Consider the following 17,712-nt stretch of genomic DNA (forward strand, 5'->3'; position numbering starts at 1 on the left):
TCCGTGGACTTTATCAATTTGAATCCACCTTTTTTGGTTGGAAACTCGCTCTAGGACTACTTGTGTGTACACCGTAGCTTGCGGGGAGGGGCTAGGGGTGGGGTCTTATGGCCTAAAAAAACAATTCCCGACTTCTGGTACACCGTAGGCTTTGTGATCTCAACAGCCAATTTTCCTACTCGTATATACAGAAGCTAATCTAAAATTGTGCCACTTACATCCGCATCATCCAAATTAGCACCATTCAAATTAGCCTGAGTCAAATCAGCTTCCGACAGATTCGCTTGAGTCAAATCAGCCACACTTAAATCCGCTCCACTCAAGTCTGCTCTATCAAGATTTGCAGCTTTCAGATTTGCTTCCTGCAACTCCGCCTCACTTAAATCCGCTTCAATCAGATTAGCAACTTCCAAATTAGCCTGACTCAAATTAGCACTATCCAGAATCGCCCCATCTAAAATAGCACCATCTAAAATAGCACCAACTAAATTACATTTCGTCAGATTAGCATTACTCAAATCTGCTCCATTCAGGTCTGCGTCAATCAAACTGGTGTGGGTTAAATTAGCATGATTCAGTTTAGCGCCATCTAAAATAGCTCTATCTAAAATCGCCCCACTCAGGTCAGACTCTCTCAAATCTGCCTCACTGAGATTAACACCAGTAAAATCTCTCACGCCTGCAATATATTTTTTCAGGAGTTCTTCTACTTTCATATCTATTGTGCGAGTATCTGTTAATGTTACTTGGAGAAAATCCACATTGAGGGCAGAGCAATCTTTAGTACGCGCCGCCAAGGATTGCTGTAGTGAATGCTGGACTCTCTCTATTTAGAATAGAGATTTTGAATCACTTTTACTACTATCTGGAGTAGTAAGTTGATTTCAGACTTGAGAGAGATATTTATAAATTGCCCGGCGATAAATGATATACTTTTAAGAAAGGTATTTTCATTCTGTGATTAATAAGGGAAACAAAAATGATAGCCCAAGAAATAATGGGAAGTGTTGACCAAAACGGTCAACTTTGTTTAGATACCCCCTTAATGGTTCACAAACATAGCCGTGTAAAAGTAATTGTTTTGTTCATAGATGATGAAAATGATTCTGGTTTAAGCCATTTGGAAACTTCGCTTAAAAATACACCAGTTGCTCAATTTGGGCAAGCCGTTGACCAAGACTATGAAAAAATTACTCAAGCCCAAGGAATTTTAAAGCATAAAACAGCAGCAATGTTGTCTCATTTAGATACTCTGCGTCAGGAATGGGACGAATGAGATATCTTTATGATACGAATATTTTTATTTACTATCTGGCTGATGAGTTAACAGTTAGTTCATTATTTACAGAAAAATTTCTGCATTTGCACGAAGTCCTTATTTCACCAATTATCCGCATGGAATTAGTGAGTTTTGGGGGTTTATCAGCAGATGAACAGCAATCGATTGAAGATTTACTATCTCAGTTTAAGTCAGTTCCACTGTTACGAGATATTGAAAATCAAACAATTATATTAAAACGACAGTACAAAATTAAGCTTCCTGATGCAATTATCGCGGCTACAGCAATGCATCAAGATGCAGTTTTAGTTACAAGAAATGTTGATGATTTTCAAGGAATTACTGGACTAAATATTGAGAATTTTTTTTAACGCAAAGGGTTCAGCCTTAAAATGTTTACAAAAAATGGGAAACCTATCTCAACAGAAAAATCAGACTTCTAGGTTTCGTTTATTGAGAATGGAATCAATAAAGTCATAAAATGAGGTTGATTGTTTGATAGTGCAACCGTTTAAAAACCTTGCTGAATCTTTGTTTTAAAGATTTTTGTCACCGCATCAGAAGGATAGCTATATCTAGCGTAGTAAATTTATATCATCCTGAAGAGAGATATTTAGTAATTATTAAAAATCAATATTTAGCATCAAGCGATCGCACTGAATATTGTGATATTAATGAGACAAATTACACTGATTTTTTGAAAAATGAAAAATGGCGATCGCTTACATATATTGCATCAACAGCAAAAATATTTTTTAGTAACAAAATTACTTGGTTTAAGATGATGGTGAGTTTCTTTCCTAAAGCCAATAGCAGATATTACTCCCATCCAGTCATAACTGTAATATTCCTCTTAAGTGTGCTAATTCTACCTACACAAAAAGGAATAACACAGGAAATTTCCCCTATACCCCTAACATCCCCACCATCTCAAACCGAAGAAACGCCCACAATGGGGCTATTTTTTGCCGATATAGTCGTTAGAGGAAGACCAGTATTTCAAGTTGGTAGCTTAGGAGAACTCAGTGCTAAACAACGGGCGCAAATTATCAACCGCCGCATTGCTAGTGTTTTATTACGTCCCCAAACTGAGCAACAAGTTGCTGTAGTCACAGATTTGCAACGGGGTATCGCAACATTACAACTGAATAACCGAGTATTAATGACTGTCACCCAACAGGATGCTCAAGATTTTAACCTAGATGTAGAAGCATTAGGACAATGGTGGGCAAAGCAGTTAAATCGAGCATTTAACCAACCTCCACTAGCAATTGATGTGGGACAAAGATTATTATCTACCCTGAGAAAGTTTCAGCGAGACACTATCGACAACCTACCCTCTGTTTTAGGAATGCTGTTAGTAGTCATGGTTACTGGAATAATCGCATCTAGTATGCGCCACCTCACCCTCACAGGAGCGCAACATTGGGAAGTAGATCGCAACTCCAAAATATTAGTTAGTCGTTTAGTATATGGTTTTATCTGGGTAATAGGTTCAATCGTAGCTTTAGGAGTTTTAGGATTAGACTTTGCTACCTTGCTGGGAACTTTAGGATTGACAAGCGTAGCTATAGGTTTTAGTCTCAAAGACATTTTAAGTAACTATTTTTCTGGCGTTGTTTTGCTAGTATCTCGTTCATTTCATTTAGGGGATCAAATAGTTATTAAAGAATTTGAAGGTACTGTCACCCAAATTCAACTACGTGCTACCACCTTAAAAACTTATGATGGGCGTGTGGTTTATATTCCTAATCAAGAGGTTTTTAGTGCCATTATTATTAATAACACTGCTACAACAATCCGCCGTAATTCTATTATATTTGGCATTGATTATCATGCAGATATTAATCAAGTCAAACAAATTATTAATGATGCTGTTTTAGGAGTACCAGGAATTGAAAAAGAACCAAAGCCAGATATTTTAGTCCGCGAATTAGCTGCTAGTACAGTTAATATCGAAGTGCGCTGCTGGGTAAATTCTCGGCGATTACCATTTTTAGAAACCACTTCTTTAATGGCTCAAGCAATTAAAGAGGCTTTAGAACAGGCAGAAATTAATATGCCTACAGACATTTACACATTAAAATTCAGTGATGTATTAAATATTTCTGAACAACATGAGTAGAAGTTAACTGAGTTTTAATTATATTCTTTAATGAAAACTTATTTATTATGGCAACCTTAAGAAAAATTCGCCGCTTATTCAGAGAAATTATTTTTGAGTGGAAAGTTAACGAAGTTTCTCTGTTAGCTTCATCACTAGCTTATTACACAGTATTTTCTCTAGCCCCGCTCTTGGTACTGATAATTATGATTGTGGGGACAATTTTTGGCGAAGCTGTGGTTGAAGAAGAGGTAATTTCTCAGTTAACGCAATTATTTGGAAAAGAGGGTGCGGAATTAATTTCTACAGCTATTAGTAACCTCAGAGTTTCACATGGAGAGCAAACATTTCAACTTGTGTTTAATATTGGCTTTTTACTATTTGGTGCTACTGGAGTGTTTACCCAAATTCAAATAGCACTAGATAGAATTTGGGAGGTAAAGCCAGCACCTAGACATGGTGTTCTAAATTTATTGCGTAAGCGTTTGTTGTGTTTTTTAATGGTGCTGGTAATTGCTTTTCTGTTGGTTTTATTTTTTATATCCAACACAATTTTAGCAAGATTGGTCATGTTTTTGAATGAATTAGTCCCCGGTTCTGGTTATCTGTGGCAATTCATTAGCTTATTTATTACCTTTGGCGGCACAACATTAATATTCATTATGATGTATAGTATACTACCAGATGCCGAGATTGCCTGGCGTGATACTATCGTTGGTGCGTTGATCACATCACTGCTGTTTTTAGTAGGACAGTATTTCTTTGGACTGTTTCTCAGTCGCACTGATTTTGGTTCTGCTTATGGCGTGGCTGGCTCCTTTGTCATCGTGATCACTTGGATTTTTTACGCCGCTCACATTCTATTTTTAGGGGCGGAATTTACCAAGGTTTACGCTAAACAGCGAGGCGCTGCAATTGTTCCCTCTGAAGATGCTGTACATATTTCGGCAGAAGAAGAGCATAACCACTCATCGAAACTGAAAAAACGTTTCCGGCGGTAGATATAATTTCTCCCCATTACTTAGCACAATTTTTGTGAAGTATATCAACTTAATTAAACGTCAGACCTACCTTTAAAGAGTGTTTTAAAAGTGATGATTAATGTATCAAATATTGTTTTACCCCTCCCTAACCCTCCCCTTGCACTACGCCGAAGGCGCATCCCCGAAGGGGTTTAGGAGAGGGAACTGGATTTTCTTGTTTTACCCCTTGGTAAAGGGGAATTAAGGGGGTTAAAAATGTGATAAAACTTACCGCTAAAAACTTATCAAACAACCTCTTAAATATCTCTAAATTTTATGAATGATCCTAATCTCAAACGTTTTTGGGAGCAATTGAATAATGCCAAGCTGATTCGCTATGTATTATTATTAGCTATTGGTTGGGCAATTGTCCAAATCTTTGCTTATTTTAGTACAGTAATTGTGATTTTTATATTTGCTGGGATTTTGGCATTTTTGCTGAGTTATCCAGTTAAATGGTCTGAACATTTTTTACCACACGGTGTTGCAGTCGTTTCAGTATTTTTATTCAGTTTGCTGGTTTTGGGTCTGTTGATTACAACTCTAGGATTTGCCATCTTATCTCAATTTCAACAAATAATTGAACAAGCTCCTCAATTTCTGGAATATGTGATATCTCTGTTAGATAGATTACAAAATGTTCTAACTAGATTTAATTTTCAGGTTGATTTGCAATTAATTGAAGAAGAATTACGTAATCGTATTTTAGCAGGAATTGGCACTGGTTTGACAACTTTTCAAGGGTTGTTAACTAATTTAATTGACTTTATTTTGATTATAGTTGTAGCTTTTTTTATGCTACTAGATGGTAAAAAAGTGTGGAATTTTGTGATGAGAGTTTTTCCGCACCATCTTGGTCATAGGTTGACTTTAGCAATCCAGCAAAACTTTTTGGGTTTCTTTTGGGGGCGTTTGTTATTGTCTTTATTTTTTGGTGCTTCAGTATTTATTGTATTTATTTTTCTGCAATTACCTTATGCCTTATTTTTAGCGGCGATCGCCGGAGTATTTGATTTAATTCCTGGTATTGGCGCTACAATTGGAATTACCCTAGTTGCGCTGATTGTTTTACCTCAAAGTATTTGGTTAAGTGTAAAAGTATTAATCGGTTGTGTGGTGCTGCAACAAATAGAAGAAAATTTACTAATGCCACGGATTATGCAAGGGTCAATCAATATGAATCCAGTGTTTATGTTCTTTGCTTTATTAGTAGGAGCAAACGTCGCCGGCTTAGTAGGAATTTTTCTATCTATCCCCATCGCTGGTGTATTAATCAGTATCTTTAAAAATGAAGAAGTTTCAGGGGTAAATTAATTAAATTTGATTATGGGACTTACACATAAGTCAGGAAAAAACAAACCACATAGACGCAGAGTACACAGAGGAATGAGGGTTTGAGAGTTTTTTCGCGTCAGTCCAAGATTGGTGTTGCAGTTGATTAATCAGATTTGAGATCAAAACCTCTGCACATTCTAATACTACAACTTTTATGATTAGCCAAATCCAGCCTCTGAATGGCAAAGGACACAAAGAAAAGTAGCACAGAAAAATTTTACAACTGTCACAATAGTAATCACAACTGCTGTGATTTATATTTACCAGTGAAAGTCGATAACAACAACCCGGAACAAACCCAATCACGGAAAGCAGATCATATCCGCATCTGTTTAGAAGAAGATGTTCAATCTCACCAAGTTACTAGTGGATTAGAACGCTATCGTTTTAACCACTGCTGTTTACCAGAAATCAACCGCGATGATATTAATCTCAGTACAAGTTTTCTGGGTAAATACTTAGCCGCACCTTTATTAATCTCGTCGATGACTGGCGGAACGGAACAAGCTGCAATGATTAATCAACGTCTGGCAAAGGTGGCTCAACACTATAAAATTGCTATGGGTGTTGGTTCCCAGCGTGTGGCGGTGGAAAAACCCCAAGTTGCTGATACTTTCGCTATTCGTAAGTATGCGCCGGATGTTTTGTTATTTGCCAATTTGGGCGCTGTACAACTGAATTATGACTATGGTTTAGATGAATGTCGCCGGATTATTGATATTTTAGAGGCTGATGCTCTGATTTTACACCTTAACCCACTGCAAGAATTTATTCAGCCCAGGGGTGATACTAATTTTCGGGGCTTGCTTGACAAAATTCATGTTTTATGTGGCGAGTTAACAGTGCCAGTAGTAGCTAAGGAAGTGGGTAATGGCATTTCTGCAACAATGGCGGAAAAACTCTTGGCTGCTGGTGTCAGGGCGATTGATGTGGCTGGCGCAGGTGGCACTTCTTGGGCGAAAGTGGAAAGTGAACGGGCGGAAAATGCTTTACAACAGCGCTTGGGGAGGACATTTGCAGATTGGGGTTTGCCGACGGCAGAATGTATCACGAGTATTCGGGCGATCGCCCCTGATGTCCCCTTAATTGCTTCTGGGGGATTACGTCATGGGTTAGATGTGGCCAAAGCGATCGCACTGGGAGCAGATATCGCCGGTTTAGCAATGCCTTTTCTCCAAGCCGCCGTTGTCTCCGAAACCGCATTGTATGATCTAGTTAATGTGCTAATTGCAGAAATTACTACAGTATTATTTTGTACTGGTAATACTACATTAAATAACTTGCAGAACTCAGAAAGTTTACGTAAAAATATAATTAACTAAACAACTAAAATGCGTAATTTTTTTAAACAAACTTTTGCCAGTTTACTAGGTACTGTACTAGGACTGATGATTTTCTTTGGTATCAGCACAACGGGAATCTTATTACTGTTATTTGCAGTTACCAGCTCTAGAGATACTACCCCACAAGTGCAAGATAAATCAGTGGTGGTATTCGACTTGTCCATGAATATTACCGATCGCCCCCCCAGTTCCGGCGAATTGTTACAAACAGCCTTATCAGGAGCGGAAAGCCAAAGGATGACCCTCCGCAGCGTTCTTGATACCGTGGAAAAGGCTAGACTTGACCCCCGGATTGTGGGTATTTATTTAGATGCAAGTCGCACAACCTCCGTGGGTAGTACAGGGTTTGCTTCCTTAATGGAAATTCGTCAAGCCTTGGAGAAATTCCGCGAATCGGGGAAAAAAGTTGTCGCCTATGGTGTGGGTTTAAACGAAAGACAATATTATCTCACCTCCGTAGCCGATACAGTGGTACTCAATCCCGTAGGCTTGATGCAAGTTAAAGGCTTAAGTAGCCAACCCCTATTTTTAGCCGAGGCTTTTGACAAGTTTGGTATTGGTGTACAGACTGTGCGCGCCGGAAAATTTAAAGGCGGAGTAGAACCATTTATCCTCAAAGAAATGAGTAGCGAAAACCGCCAACAAATTCAACAGTTATTAGAAGATGTTTGGGGAAATTGGCGCACTACAGTGAGTTCTAGCCGGAAAATTACGCCAGAACAATTACAGGCGATCGCAGATAATCAAGTAATTCTCTCACCCGATGAAGCCAAAACCAGAGGTTTAATCGATCAAGTAGCATACCAGGATGAAGTAGTTACAGAACTCAAGGAATTGACAGAAAGCAACCCCACAGCCCGCACCTTCCAGCAAATAAATCTCAGAAATTACGCTCAAGTTTCCGGCAGAACATTAGGTGTAGAACGCAACTCTCCAAATAAAATTGCTGTGGTTTATGCTGAGGGCGAAATTGTTGATGGTAGAGGTGAAGATGGGCAAATAGGAGGCGATCGCTTTGCCAGAGTCTTCAATCAAATTCGCCAAGACGATAACATTAAAGCCGTTGTCTTGCGGATTAATAGTCCCGGAGGTAGCGCCACCGCCTCCGAAGTCATCCACCGAGAAGTGAAATTGACCCGTGAACTGAAACCTGTCGTAGTCTCAATGGGTAATGTCGCCGCCTCCGGTGGTTACTGGATAGCTAGCGATTCCAACCGCATTTTTGCCGAATCCACCACAGTTACGGGTTCCATAGGTGTATTTGGAATCCTATTTAATGGGCAGCAACTCGCCAATGATAACGGCATCACCTGGGATACAGTCAAAACCGCCCGTTATGCCGACACTGAAACCGTAGCCCGTCCCAAAACACCCCCAGAATTAGAAATTTATCAGCGCAGCGTCAATCGCATTTATGATACCTTCCTGGATAGAGTCGTACAAGGTCGCAAATTACCAGCACCAAAAGTCGCCGACATCGCCCAAGGAAGAGTTTGGTCAGGAATGGCGGCGAAAGAAATCGGCTTAGTAGATGAAATTGGGGGTTTACAAGCGGCGATCGCATACGCAGCCCAAGCAGCAGAACTAGAAAACGATTGGCAATTACAAGAATATCCCAGAGTTAGTACCTTAGAAGAACGCTTTTTTGGTCGCGCCGTCCAAGAAATTAGCACCATCTTACAGATTTCCGGCCTTGCAGCCCAACCCTCTCATCCCCTGATGGCAGAATTAGAGAAACTGCAACAACAAATGATGATTATTCAAAAAATGAACGATCCTCACGGTATTTACACACGTTTACCCTTTAACTTCCGCTTAGATTAGTACACAGACTCCCCACACTCCCCACACTCCCCCACACCTCCCACACCTCCCACACCTCCCACACCCCACTCCCCATAATTTATGAGAAATAATTAAATTTATATGAATATTTCCCAGAAGTTTGTTAAATTCCAGATGTTTGCGATAATGTATATATGGGTCAAATATGGGTAATCATTTTTTTGCCCCATTACGCAAAAATCATCAGAAACCCTTAGTTATATAGTCCTTTAACAATCACACAAATTCTAACGACTATAAAACTACCAAAAAATTACAGGTCGTCTTTAGCTTTTTTTATGTGATTTTTCAGACGACTAGCTTTTTCGTGTAGCATCTCCGATGACAGACAGGATTAATTTTAGTAAAGTAGTGGTGATTACCGTACAAAACTAAATTTTCCCACCCACGAGTAGAGTTTATTATGGTATAGTTAAGAAGTTAAGACTAGCTTTGCCAACTACAATACTCCACGCATCGACGAAAATTGCAAAACGTAAAGCAGTTTTGATTAAGTATTTACCAAACAAAATCTGAATTGAATTGAGGCTATGACTCAGCAAGTGATTCACCCAATGGTGAAATTGCAACGTAACGTGCAATCACTCATCGAATCCAATATTATCAAACCCACTGACAGCATTTGGAAAATTGCATTGCTCTATGGCGATGACTGGCAACACTGGAAACAGGAGCTACAAGACTTTGGCTTTAGTATGCAAGATCCAATTGGCGAACTGCTAGCAGTAGAAGCTTGGGACGAAGAGTAAAAATTGCAGCATTGGGAGTAGATATTTCTCAAACTTAACTACTCCCCATTGCCTAGATTTGGCAATCAGCTAATGCTACAGATAGTTCCTTCGCACTTTGATAGCGATCGCGTGGCCAATGGTGTGTCGCCCGTTCAATAACTTCTCTTAACTTAGGAGTAATTGTGGGAATTTTAGACACATCAAATCGAGCATTTTGTCCTTTATGACGGTAAAAATTAAAAGGATTTTCGCCTGTGAGGAGAAAAATTAAGGTTGGGCCAATGGCATACAAATCTGATTGGGTTAAAGGTTGTCCCCGTTCCTGCTCCGGCGCGCAATAACCTTCTGCACCGATCCGAGTCCCTGCTGTTGTCCCAATCTCCTTTACAGCACCGAAATCTAACACCACTATATGATTATCAGCATTTCGCACCATCAGGTTTGCAGGTTTGATATCACGGTGTATGAGTGGTGGAATCTGGCTATGGATATATTCTAATATATCGCAGGTTTGAATCATCCAGGCGATCGCTTGACTAGGTGGTACAGGCCCAGTGGTATAAATTCTCTTTTCTAAATCCTGACCATGTACTAACTCCATAGCCAAATACTTTCTACCACCCACGACAAAAAAGTCGTAATACTTAGGAATCCCCGGATGATTGAGAGATTTAAGAGTATGCGCCTCCCGTTCAAATAACTCCTGTGCCTTGGCAATTTTCGCCATATCAGCGTTCATTTGTTTTAAAACCAGCAACTTTGGTTTAGAGGGAACTTCACCTGCGCTATCCCAAGCCAGATAAGTAGTACCCATCCCTCCCTGACCTAGAGTTCGTAACACCTGATATTGACGAATTGTTTGTTGCACTAACAGAGGTTGACCGCAATGAATACAAAATAGATTCTGAGGCGAATTACCCTCGTGGCTGCAAGTATATCCTAACTGGGCAGCACTATTTTGTGATGCCTTCACAGCTTCAGCTGCTACTAGCAAAGTATCTGGGATTTCCTGACATTGGAATTGTAATATTGGCCCTCCTTGAGCCAATTGAAAACAGCAATTATCAGGCAAATCACACTGAATTACTAGCAAACCATTCAAAAAAGTGCCATTAGTGCCTTTACTAATCAGCTGCCAAGCCGAAACATTTTTATGCTTAACTAACCTCAGTTCCAAATGATGACGAGAAACCAAAGTATCAGCTAAAACCACATCATTATCTTCCGCGCGACCGATGCGAATCACAAAGGTATCCTCAAAGCACCACTCTTGAAGGGGCGTTTTTTTTTGCGGTTCTAACAATTTTAAAATAACCACAATACAACCTGGATAAGCGTAAAAAGAAAAGTTAGATATTGCAACTGCCAAGGTGGTTAGGACATTTCCTGTTCCCTATTCCCCCCTGGCTTTCTCCAGATATTTTCATCCTCCCATATTGGGGCGGACTTTAGCCCGGACAAGTATAGCAGTAATATTGTCGTGGCCATTGTATTGGTTGGCTAAATCAATTAATTCTGTGATTCCATGTTCTAAATTAGCGCCAGAACGCAGCAGGGGAACCAGCAGACTCTGCCCATAAACTTCCAGCACATCATTATCTGATAAACCATCAGATACGAGAATAAACAAACTATCTTCAGTAATCTCGAAAAACTCTGCATCGGGATTAATTGAATGTCTATCCCTTGGCCCCAAGGCTTGAGTTAACTGGTAGGCATCCGGTCGGGCATAGGCTATGGTAGGTTCAACTCCCCGTGCAATTTCCCTTTGACCAACTTCGTGATCTACGGTAATTTGTTGTAAGCCTCGCTTACGTGTCAACTGGTAAAGGCGACTATCCCCCACATGGGCAACTGCCGCTTCAGTACCTTGAATTAATAACATCACCAAGGTAGTACCCATCCGCTTGGTGCCAGAACGGACTTCTTGTTGATTTACCTCATAAATTGCTTGATTAGCTAAATATACCGCCTCGCAGAGCATATCTTTTGTAGGCATTTGGTTATCAACCCAATGTTGATCAAAGTATTGCCTCAGAGTGTTAACAGCCAACTCACTAGCTACCTCACCCCCAGCATGGCCGCCCATACCATCACAAAGAATATACAAGCCGCGAGCTTCTAAGACTCGGTTTTGGGGAAATTCTAGTTTATTAATTTTAGTTTCAATGCCAAAATAGTCCTCATTATAATTACGTTGACGACCAACATCAGTACGTCCAGCATCATCCAAACTACTCAACTGCATTGACAGCAGAATAGTGGGCAAATCATCACCTTTGGCAGACAATTCATCATTATCTAATTGCAAAACCGTTGTGGCATCAGTGGAGGTTTCTGCTAATGGTGGTGTTTCTAATTCCGCAGCGATTTCTTTTAAACGCGATCGCAAATTCTCAATTGTCTCAATTTTACCTACTTCCAAATCTGCTAAAATCTGAATAATAGAACCAAACTGAGTGCGTTGGGATTGTCTAAATAATGCCTGCCAAACTCCCGCCAAAGTTCTAATAGTTAAAGGCTGCTCTGATTCTCCTTCTCCCACTTCAGAAAGTTGTTTCTGTGGTGAATCTAGATACAGTCGCTCTAGCGCCAGTGTTTGGTCTTCATCTAAACGCAAATTTGACAAATGCAACAAACTTTGACAACAATTCACCGTTTTCAACACAGTCCAAAGGTGCGTCATCTCATAGAGATAATGTAAAGTTTGTAACGTAGATGTTGTTTCATCTTGCCACAATTCCAGTAAATACGGCCAATCTGAACGCTCTTCAATCAGTAGCACCTGGGTATCATCTTGTTGCCAAGCATCATGAATTGCTGGTATGGCTGCTTCAGTTTGAGATTTTAAAACAATATAGGCTTTAGCAAGATCAGAAATTTCGCTGATTTCTACCGATGAAACCATCATATCCTCTTGCTGATTCGCCAATATAGCCTCAATCGGCGATACCTGATATGGCAAACAGTCCAAAACTTTCACAGATATTTCAGCCGGAGAGGAATTTTCATCCTTTACTGAGAGCGGTTCCAATAATTGATAGCGCTGCTCTGCGTCTAAAAATGAGCCTACTGTCCATTTTGATATAGAAAGCTCATCTGTCTTGTTTGTTATTTTTTCCCCAGTTCCTGACTCAGCAATAATTGCTTGCCAAACTGTTCCGCATTCTGCACCACAGTTATCACAAAGCAGTGCATTTACAGCTACTTCAGTACCGCACTCATCACAAACCTTGTCCGTCAGTGACGCACCACAGCTTTGACAGAATTTGTTGCTATTGGGGTTTTCAAATGTACACTGAGGGCAAATCAGCATAGTGAAAGTTCCTTCATTCCCGTTCCAACCTGCTTTGAGTTAAACTGCTATATAAATGCTAGACAAAGCTAGACATTTATTTCTTACTTCAAAGGGAGCATGGGAGCAGTTATCCCTCAGTAAGCTTTCAAGGTTTAGCCAACCTCGATAAAATTATTGCTGCGTTTAAATCCCTGTCCATTGAATGCCCACAGTTTTGGCAATTGTAAACTCTTTTTTTCAAGTATTGGGCTAATACTTTCCGAGATTTACCCGTAGGATGTTAAGTGTTGTACTGACATATAAATTGTACCATTTTACAACCAGGAAAATTAGTCTTAGCGCTATATCTAAGATTTATAAACAGAGAATTATTCTACTTCTCGCCTGACTTGATCAATAGTGACTTAACTAGTAAATTTACTTACAAATACGGTAAGATACATCTATAACCTATTGTCTTTGTGTTCTTTGTTTCCTAACGCCCTGGAGACGTAGTTTTGCTTTAGCGATATGCGGTTCATTTTTGCATCACCTTGGGGAAGTCCTGGTAAATTATCCCAAAATTTCAGTTCTGAGGGTAATAGATCCCGCCACTCACCCAGTTTTAAACCATCTAGATGCAGATGGGCTATACTCACTCTCACTAATCGCAGAGTCGGAAATCCTACAGCCGCAGTCATCCGCCGCACTTGACGATTTTTGCCCTCCGTCAAAGTCATTTCTAACCAAGCGGTGGGAACATTTTTGCGGAATCTAATGGGCGGATGGCGTTCAGGTAGCTGCGGCGTTTCTAACAACAGTCTGACTTGGGCTGGTTGAGTGCGGTAGTTTTGAATTTGTACACCTGTTTGTAATTTCTTGATAGCATCAACATCAGGGATACGCTCTACCTGCACCCAGTAGGTGCGTTGATGTCCAAAACGTGGATGAGCCAGGCGATGTTGTAGTTGTCCATCATTTGTCAATAATAATAAACCTTCACTGTCCCAGTCTAAACGCCCGACAGGATAAACATCGGGAACTTGGATATACTCCTTTAAGGTAATATGCTGCGGTGTTTCCTGAGTAAATTGACTGAGAACACCATAAGGCTTGTAAAAAATAATATATCGATAATGATTAGCCATAAATACTGAGTTCATCTGGGAATGGAACCTGATGATGTTTAAAGAATGCGATCGCCTACAGTATAGCCAATGGCACTACCCCATATTTAATGAGAGCAAAAGGAATTGTAAACAGCCCGACTCGCATTCATAAGCAAGATGTTACCGAAAATTTGGGTTTAAAGCCCCGTCTTTATAGGACGGCTTTGGTGATATTATGTTTTTAGCGGTAAAGCGCACAAATAAAAAACGAAGTAGGTCAAGCGGACGACTCCTGTAGACAAGCCGAAGGCATGGCTTGTCGAAGACATCCGGAACCCTGGTAGTATAAATCCTCAATCTTGTATAAATGTGGGAGTAAAGCAAAAATTCCAGAAATCGTTTCAAACGCGGTCGGGCAGTCCGTGTATGCTTGTGGACGTATCCAAACGGGGAGATTTGAATATTTTATATTCAGGTTTCTAGTTCGGACGGATGAAGCAAGAATCCTCATGCCTTTAAGCTGAGGAGTGTCAAAATTTCATTCATGCTAGGGGTGCCTGAATTTTCAGGCTGAGATCACACCCTTAACACCTGAGTCTGGCTAATACCAGCGGAGGGAAGCTGTTTATCGAGGAATTTCACTATGCGGACAGAATGGGTTGCTAAACGTCGTGGGCAGAGTAACGTTACACAAATGCACTACGCGCGCCAGGGTGTGATTACTGAAGAAATGCACTACGTGGCCAAGCGGGAAAACCTGCCGGCGGATCTCATTCGTGATGAAGTAGCACGGGGACGGATGATTATACCTGCCAACATCAATCATACCAACCTAGAGCCAATGGCGATCGGCATTGCTTCTAAATGTAAAGTTAATGCTAATATTGGCGCTTCTCCCAACTCTTCTAACTTGCAAGAAGAAGTGGATAAATTAAATCTCGCAGTCAAATACGGTGCTGATACGGTCATGGACTTATCCACAGGTGGCGGTAACTTAGATGAAATTCGCACCGCCATTATTAACGCTTCACCTGTTCCCATTGGGACAGTACCAGTTTATCAAGCTTTAGAAAGTGTCCACGGCACAATTGAAAATCTCACCGCCGATGACTTTCTGCACATTATCGAAAAACACGCCCAACAAGGTGTAGATTATCAAACCATTCACGCCGGGATTTTAATTGAACATTTACCTTTAGTCAGAGATCGCATCACAGGTATTGTCTCCCGTGGTGGTGGTATTTTGGCGCGGTGGATGCTGCATCACCATAAACAAAACCCCCTATATACCCATTACAACGATATCATTGAGATTTTCAAACGGTATGATGTCTCCTTCAGTTTGGGTGATTCCCTGCGTCCTGGCTGTACTCATGATGCCTCAGATGCTGCACAATTAGCAGAACTGAAAACCCTCGGACAGCTTACCCGCAAAGCCTGGGAACATAATGTCCAGGTGATGGTAGAAGGGCCAGGCCACGTCCCAATGGATCAAATTGAGTTCAATGTCCGCAAGCAAATGGAAGAGTGTTCTGAAGCACCTTTCTATGTATTGGGGCCTTTGGTGACAGATATTGCTCCCGGTTATGACCATATTACCTCGGCAATTGGGGCAGCAATGGCTGGTTGGTACGGTACAGCTATGCTTTGCTATGTCACACCGAAAGAACATTTAGGCTTACCCGATGCTGAAGATGTCCGCAATGGTTTGATTGCTTATAAAATAGCGGCTCATGCTGCGGATATTGCTAGACATCGCCCAGGTGCGAGAGACAGAGATGATGAACTCTCAGCAGCCCGTTATAACTTTGATTGGAACCGTCAATTTGAGTTATCTTTAGACCCCGAAAGAGCTAAGGAATATCACGATGAAACTCTACCAGCAGATATTTATAAAACTGCTGAGTTCTGTTCCATGTGTGGCCCTAAGTTCTGCCCCATGCAAACCAAAGTTGATGCTGATGCGTTGACTGAACTTGAGAAGTTCTTGGCAAAGGAACCTGTAACTCCAGGGTAAGATGAGCGTTGTTACATATTTTTTTTACGAGTCGTGATGCGTAAATCCTCCGGTTAGAAACTATCCATTACCCGGATCTTTCTTAACATTTGCGAGAGCGATCGCTCACCAAATCGCAAAGCCTTAAACCTACGTTGTTCATTCTCACTAAAAGTGGGTTTTTAGCGAGAACATCAAAGGCTAATTTGTCAAGTTCATAAAAATTTGAATCCCTATGACCTTTGCAAAATAAAGGTTTCAAGATTGTTAAGCATTTTGTGGGTGATGAATAGGTTTTCTAAACGGGGGAGTATCAATAAATCTACTGAAATAGCAAGTCAAGCTGACGTAGTGGTTGCGATGTGGCGGGATATCCAGTCAATTACTACCTGTGCCGAATCGTGGTTTAATTGTGCCTCAAACTCGGCTCAGTGATCATGCGCCGTTTTGGGATTTAGGTTATCCGGCGATGATGGTGACAGATACGGCATTTTTAAGGAATCCTCATTATCACAAATCTAGTGATGCGATCGCCGGAGGCGCGGCTTTTCCGTTCGCTACTTTAGATTTAGATTTTCTCACGGGTGTTTGTGAAGGTTTAGAAGTGGCTATTCGGGGGTTATAAAGAGTTTGTTTATTCTAGTCAAAAAAAATTCAATAAAATGCATTTTTAAAGTTCGTTAGTCTGTTTAACAGTATATAGACGTATACGTACTATTAAGAATAGTTACATAAAATAAGGCTACTTAATATACAGGGAATACAATTAAATATACTGAAAATAGTATATTTCAATAACATTAACATTCAGTAGTGATTGGCATGAAGAAAATTGTGTTGATATCTTGCGTTAGCAAAAAGCTGACTCAAAGAGCAAAAGCAAAAGATTTATATATAAGTACTTTGTTCAAACTAAATCTTCAATTCGCAAGACAGTGTAAGCCGGATTTTATATTTATATTATCAGCCAAATACGGATTACTGAATCTTGATGATGAAATTGATCCATATGAAATGACACTCAATAAAATGAGTAGAGAAGACAGAACAAACTGGAGCGCTCAAGTTGTCAGACAACTAGGAAGTCAAGCTGATTTAATACAAGACCATTTTATCATTTTGGCTGGGGAAAAATATCGGCAGTTTATTCTTCCAATGTTATGTTTCTACGAGATACCTTTGAAAGGATTACCAATTGGAAAACAGTTACAACAGTTAAAAAGGAGCTTAAAAAATGGGTGATTTATGTGCTAGAGTTCACTCTTATTTTAACCAACGTGAACGCTTTCATTTTCCTTTTGATAAATTTAATATTCCTCTAAACGGTATCTATATTATATTTGAACTTAATGAGAAAGCACATGGAGGAGATAGGATAGTTCGTGTCGGTACTCACACGGGAAATAACCAGCTAAGAGCAAGAATACAGCAGCATTTTGTTCAGGAGAATAAAGATAGAAGCATCTTCCGAAAAAATATTGGACGAGCATTGCTAAATAAAGATGGAGATGATTTTTTGAGTCACTGGGAGATAGACTTAACTACAAGAGAAGCCAAGAAAATATATAAGGATGTGATTGATTTTGATAAACAAAGATTGATAGAGGAGAGGGTATCAAGCAGAAGTGTTGAATGTTAAGAAAGAGGTGATAAAAATAACCCAAAATATGG

General features: G+C 40.2%; 16 protein-coding genes, 1 pseudogene and 1 riboswitch. Of the genes and pseudogenes, 12 read left to right on the forward strand and 5 right to left on the reverse strand.

Annotated elements, in window-relative coordinates:
- Positions 1-194: 194 nt before the first annotated feature.
- Positions 195-797, reverse strand: a complete 603-nt coding sequence (locus ACM0OP_RS20615) for a pentapeptide repeat-containing protein (protein WP_414530296.1) — start codon at positions 795-797, stop codon at positions 195-197.
- A 182-nt stretch (positions 798-979) separates the two neighbouring features.
- On the opposite strand from ACM0OP_RS20615, the gene ACM0OP_RS20620 reads away from it, so the two are divergent.
- From ACM0OP_RS20620 to ACM0OP_RS20655, 8 genes are all read left to right on the forward strand, one after another.
- Entirely contained in the window at positions 980-1,276 is a 297-nt protein-coding gene (locus tag ACM0OP_RS20620) for a hypothetical protein (RefSeq protein ID WP_414530297.1), read from the forward strand.
- Positions 1,273-1,650 (forward strand): type II toxin-antitoxin system VapC family toxin, encoded by a 378-nt coding sequence (locus tag ACM0OP_RS20625; protein ID WP_414530298.1) that lies wholly within the window; start codon positions 1,273-1,275, stop codon positions 1,648-1,650. Before ACM0OP_RS20620 ends, ACM0OP_RS20625 begins: the two co-directional genes overlap by 4 nt.
- A gap of 149 nt (positions 1,651-1,799) precedes the next feature.
- A complete protein-coding gene (locus ACM0OP_RS20630; RefSeq protein WP_414530299.1) occupies positions 1,800-3,404 on the forward strand; it encodes a mechanosensitive ion channel family protein in 1,605 nt (534 codons plus the stop codon).
- A 47-nt stretch (positions 3,405-3,451) separates the two neighbouring features.
- The gene (locus ACM0OP_RS20635; RefSeq protein WP_414530300.1) at positions 3,452-4,384 is read left to right on the forward strand and encodes a YihY/virulence factor BrkB family protein; all 933 of its coding nucleotides are present in this window, start codon (positions 3,452-3,454) and stop codon (positions 4,382-4,384) included.
- A gap of 297 nt (positions 4,385-4,681) precedes the next feature.
- Positions 4,682-5,719, forward strand: coding sequence for an AI-2E family transporter (locus ACM0OP_RS20640; protein WP_414530301.1), 1,038 nt, complete (start codon positions 4,682-4,684; stop codon positions 5,717-5,719).
- Positions 5,720-5,919: 200 nt separating this feature from the next.
- A complete protein-coding gene (gene fni / locus ACM0OP_RS20645) occupies positions 5,920-7,062 on the forward strand; it encodes a type 2 isopentenyl-diphosphate Delta-isomerase (protein ID WP_414530302.1) in 1,143 nt (380 codons plus the stop codon).
- Positions 7,063-7,071: 9 nt separating this feature from the next.
- Positions 7,072-8,907 carry a signal peptide peptidase SppA gene (gene sppA, locus ACM0OP_RS20650; protein ID WP_414530303.1) on the forward strand — a complete coding sequence of 612 codons (1,836 nt, stop codon included), beginning with the start codon at positions 7,072-7,074 and terminating at the stop codon, positions 8,905-8,907.
- Positions 8,908-9,458: 551 nt separating this feature from the next.
- Positions 9,459-9,677, forward strand: coding sequence for a DUF4327 family protein (locus tag ACM0OP_RS20655; RefSeq protein WP_414530304.1), 219 nt, complete (start codon positions 9,459-9,461; stop codon positions 9,675-9,677).
- Positions 9,678-9,729: 52 nt separating this feature from the next.
- Here the strand turns inward: ACM0OP_RS20655 and ACM0OP_RS20660 are convergent, their stop codons facing one another.
- The 4 genes from ACM0OP_RS20660 to ACM0OP_RS20675 form a co-directional block, all read right to left on the reverse strand.
- Entirely contained in the window at positions 9,730-10,977 is a 1,248-nt protein-coding gene (locus tag ACM0OP_RS20660) for a protein kinase domain-containing protein (protein ID WP_414530305.1), read from the reverse strand.
- Between the two features lie 105 nt (positions 10,978-11,082).
- Positions 11,083-12,975, reverse strand: coding sequence for a serine/threonine phosphatase (locus tag ACM0OP_RS20665; protein WP_414530306.1), 1,893 nt, complete (start codon positions 12,973-12,975; stop codon positions 11,083-11,085).
- 127 nt (positions 12,976-13,102) lie between these two features.
- Positions 13,103-13,198, reverse strand: coding sequence for a zinc ribbon domain-containing protein (locus ACM0OP_RS20670; protein WP_414530307.1), 96 nt, complete (start codon positions 13,196-13,198; stop codon positions 13,103-13,105).
- A 202-nt stretch (positions 13,199-13,400) separates the two neighbouring features.
- Positions 13,401-14,084: an rRNA large subunit pseudouridine synthase E gene (locus ACM0OP_RS20675; RefSeq protein ID WP_414530311.1), complete on the reverse strand. Its 684-nt coding sequence runs from the start codon at positions 14,082-14,084 to the stop codon at positions 13,401-13,403.
- Between the two features lie 500 nt (positions 14,085-14,584).
- A riboswitch (TPP riboswitch) is annotated at positions 14,585-14,681 on the forward strand.
- A gap of 7 nt (positions 14,682-14,688) precedes the next feature.
- On the opposite strand from ACM0OP_RS20675, the gene thiC reads away from it, so the two are divergent.
- The 4 genes and pseudogenes from thiC (at position 14,689) to ACM0OP_RS20695 (ending at position 17,680) form a co-directional block, all read left to right on the forward strand.
- Positions 14,689-16,062, forward strand: coding sequence for a phosphomethylpyrimidine synthase (gene thiC / locus ACM0OP_RS20680; RefSeq protein ID WP_414530308.1), 1,374 nt, complete (start codon positions 14,689-14,691; stop codon positions 16,060-16,062).
- Positions 16,063-16,396: 334 nt separating this feature from the next.
- Positions 16,397-16,666, forward strand: a pseudogene (locus tag ACM0OP_RS20685) (peptidase M28); the annotation flags it as partial.
- Positions 16,667-16,863: 197 nt separating this feature from the next.
- Complete coding sequence (locus ACM0OP_RS20690; protein WP_414530309.1) at positions 16,864-17,283, forward strand: DUF6884 domain-containing protein; 420 nt, start codon at positions 16,864-16,866, stop codon at positions 17,281-17,283.
- Complete coding sequence (locus ACM0OP_RS20695) at positions 17,276-17,680, forward strand: hypothetical protein (protein WP_414530310.1); 405 nt, start codon at positions 17,276-17,278, stop codon at positions 17,678-17,680. Before ACM0OP_RS20690 ends, ACM0OP_RS20695 begins: the two co-directional genes overlap by 8 nt.
- Positions 17,681-17,712 lie beyond the last annotated feature (32 nt).

It is taken from the genome of Nodularia chucula CCY0103 (genome assembly GCF_963923915.1).
GTDB classification, from domain to species: domain Bacteria; phylum Cyanobacteriota; class Cyanobacteriia; order Cyanobacteriales; family Nostocaceae; genus Nodularia; species Nodularia chucula.

Excerpts from the sequence above, each read along its gene's own strand:
- ACM0OP_RS20655 (WP_414530304.1), top strand. The coding sequence starts at position 9,459 with ATGACTCAGCAAGTGATTCACCCAATGGTGAAATTGCAACGTAACGTG.
- ACM0OP_RS20665 (WP_414530306.1), bottom strand. The coding sequence starts at position 12,975 with ATGCTGATTTGCCCTCAGTGTACATTTGAAAACCCCAATAGCAACAAA.
- ACM0OP_RS20695 (WP_414530310.1), top strand. The coding sequence starts at position 17,276 with ATGGGTGATTTATGTGCTAGAGTTCACTCTTATTTTAACCAACGTGAA.
- fni (WP_414530302.1), top strand. The coding sequence starts at position 5,920 with ATGGCAAAGGACACAAAGAAAAGTAGCACAGAAAAATTTTACAACTGT.
- ACM0OP_RS20690 (WP_414530309.1), top strand. The coding sequence starts at position 16,864 with ATGAAGAAAATTGTGTTGATATCTTGCGTTAGCAAAAAGCTGACTCAA.
- ACM0OP_RS20675 (WP_414530311.1), bottom strand. The coding sequence starts at position 14,084 with ATGGCTAATCATTATCGATATATTATTTTTTACAAGCCTTATGGTGTT.
- thiC (WP_414530308.1), top strand. The coding sequence starts at position 14,689 with ATGCGGACAGAATGGGTTGCTAAACGTCGTGGGCAGAGTAACGTTACA.
- ACM0OP_RS20635 (WP_414530300.1), top strand. The coding sequence starts at position 3,452 with ATGGCAACCTTAAGAAAAATTCGCCGCTTATTCAGAGAAATTATTTTT.
- ACM0OP_RS20620 (WP_414530297.1), top strand. The coding sequence starts at position 980 with ATGATAGCCCAAGAAATAATGGGAAGTGTTGACCAAAACGGTCAACTT.
- ACM0OP_RS20640 (WP_414530301.1), top strand. The coding sequence starts at position 4,682 with ATGAATGATCCTAATCTCAAACGTTTTTGGGAGCAATTGAATAATGCC.
- sppA (WP_414530303.1), top strand. The coding sequence starts at position 7,072 with ATGCGTAATTTTTTTAAACAAACTTTTGCCAGTTTACTAGGTACTGTA.
- ACM0OP_RS20625 (WP_414530298.1), top strand. The coding sequence starts at position 1,273 with ATGAGATATCTTTATGATACGAATATTTTTATTTACTATCTGGCTGAT.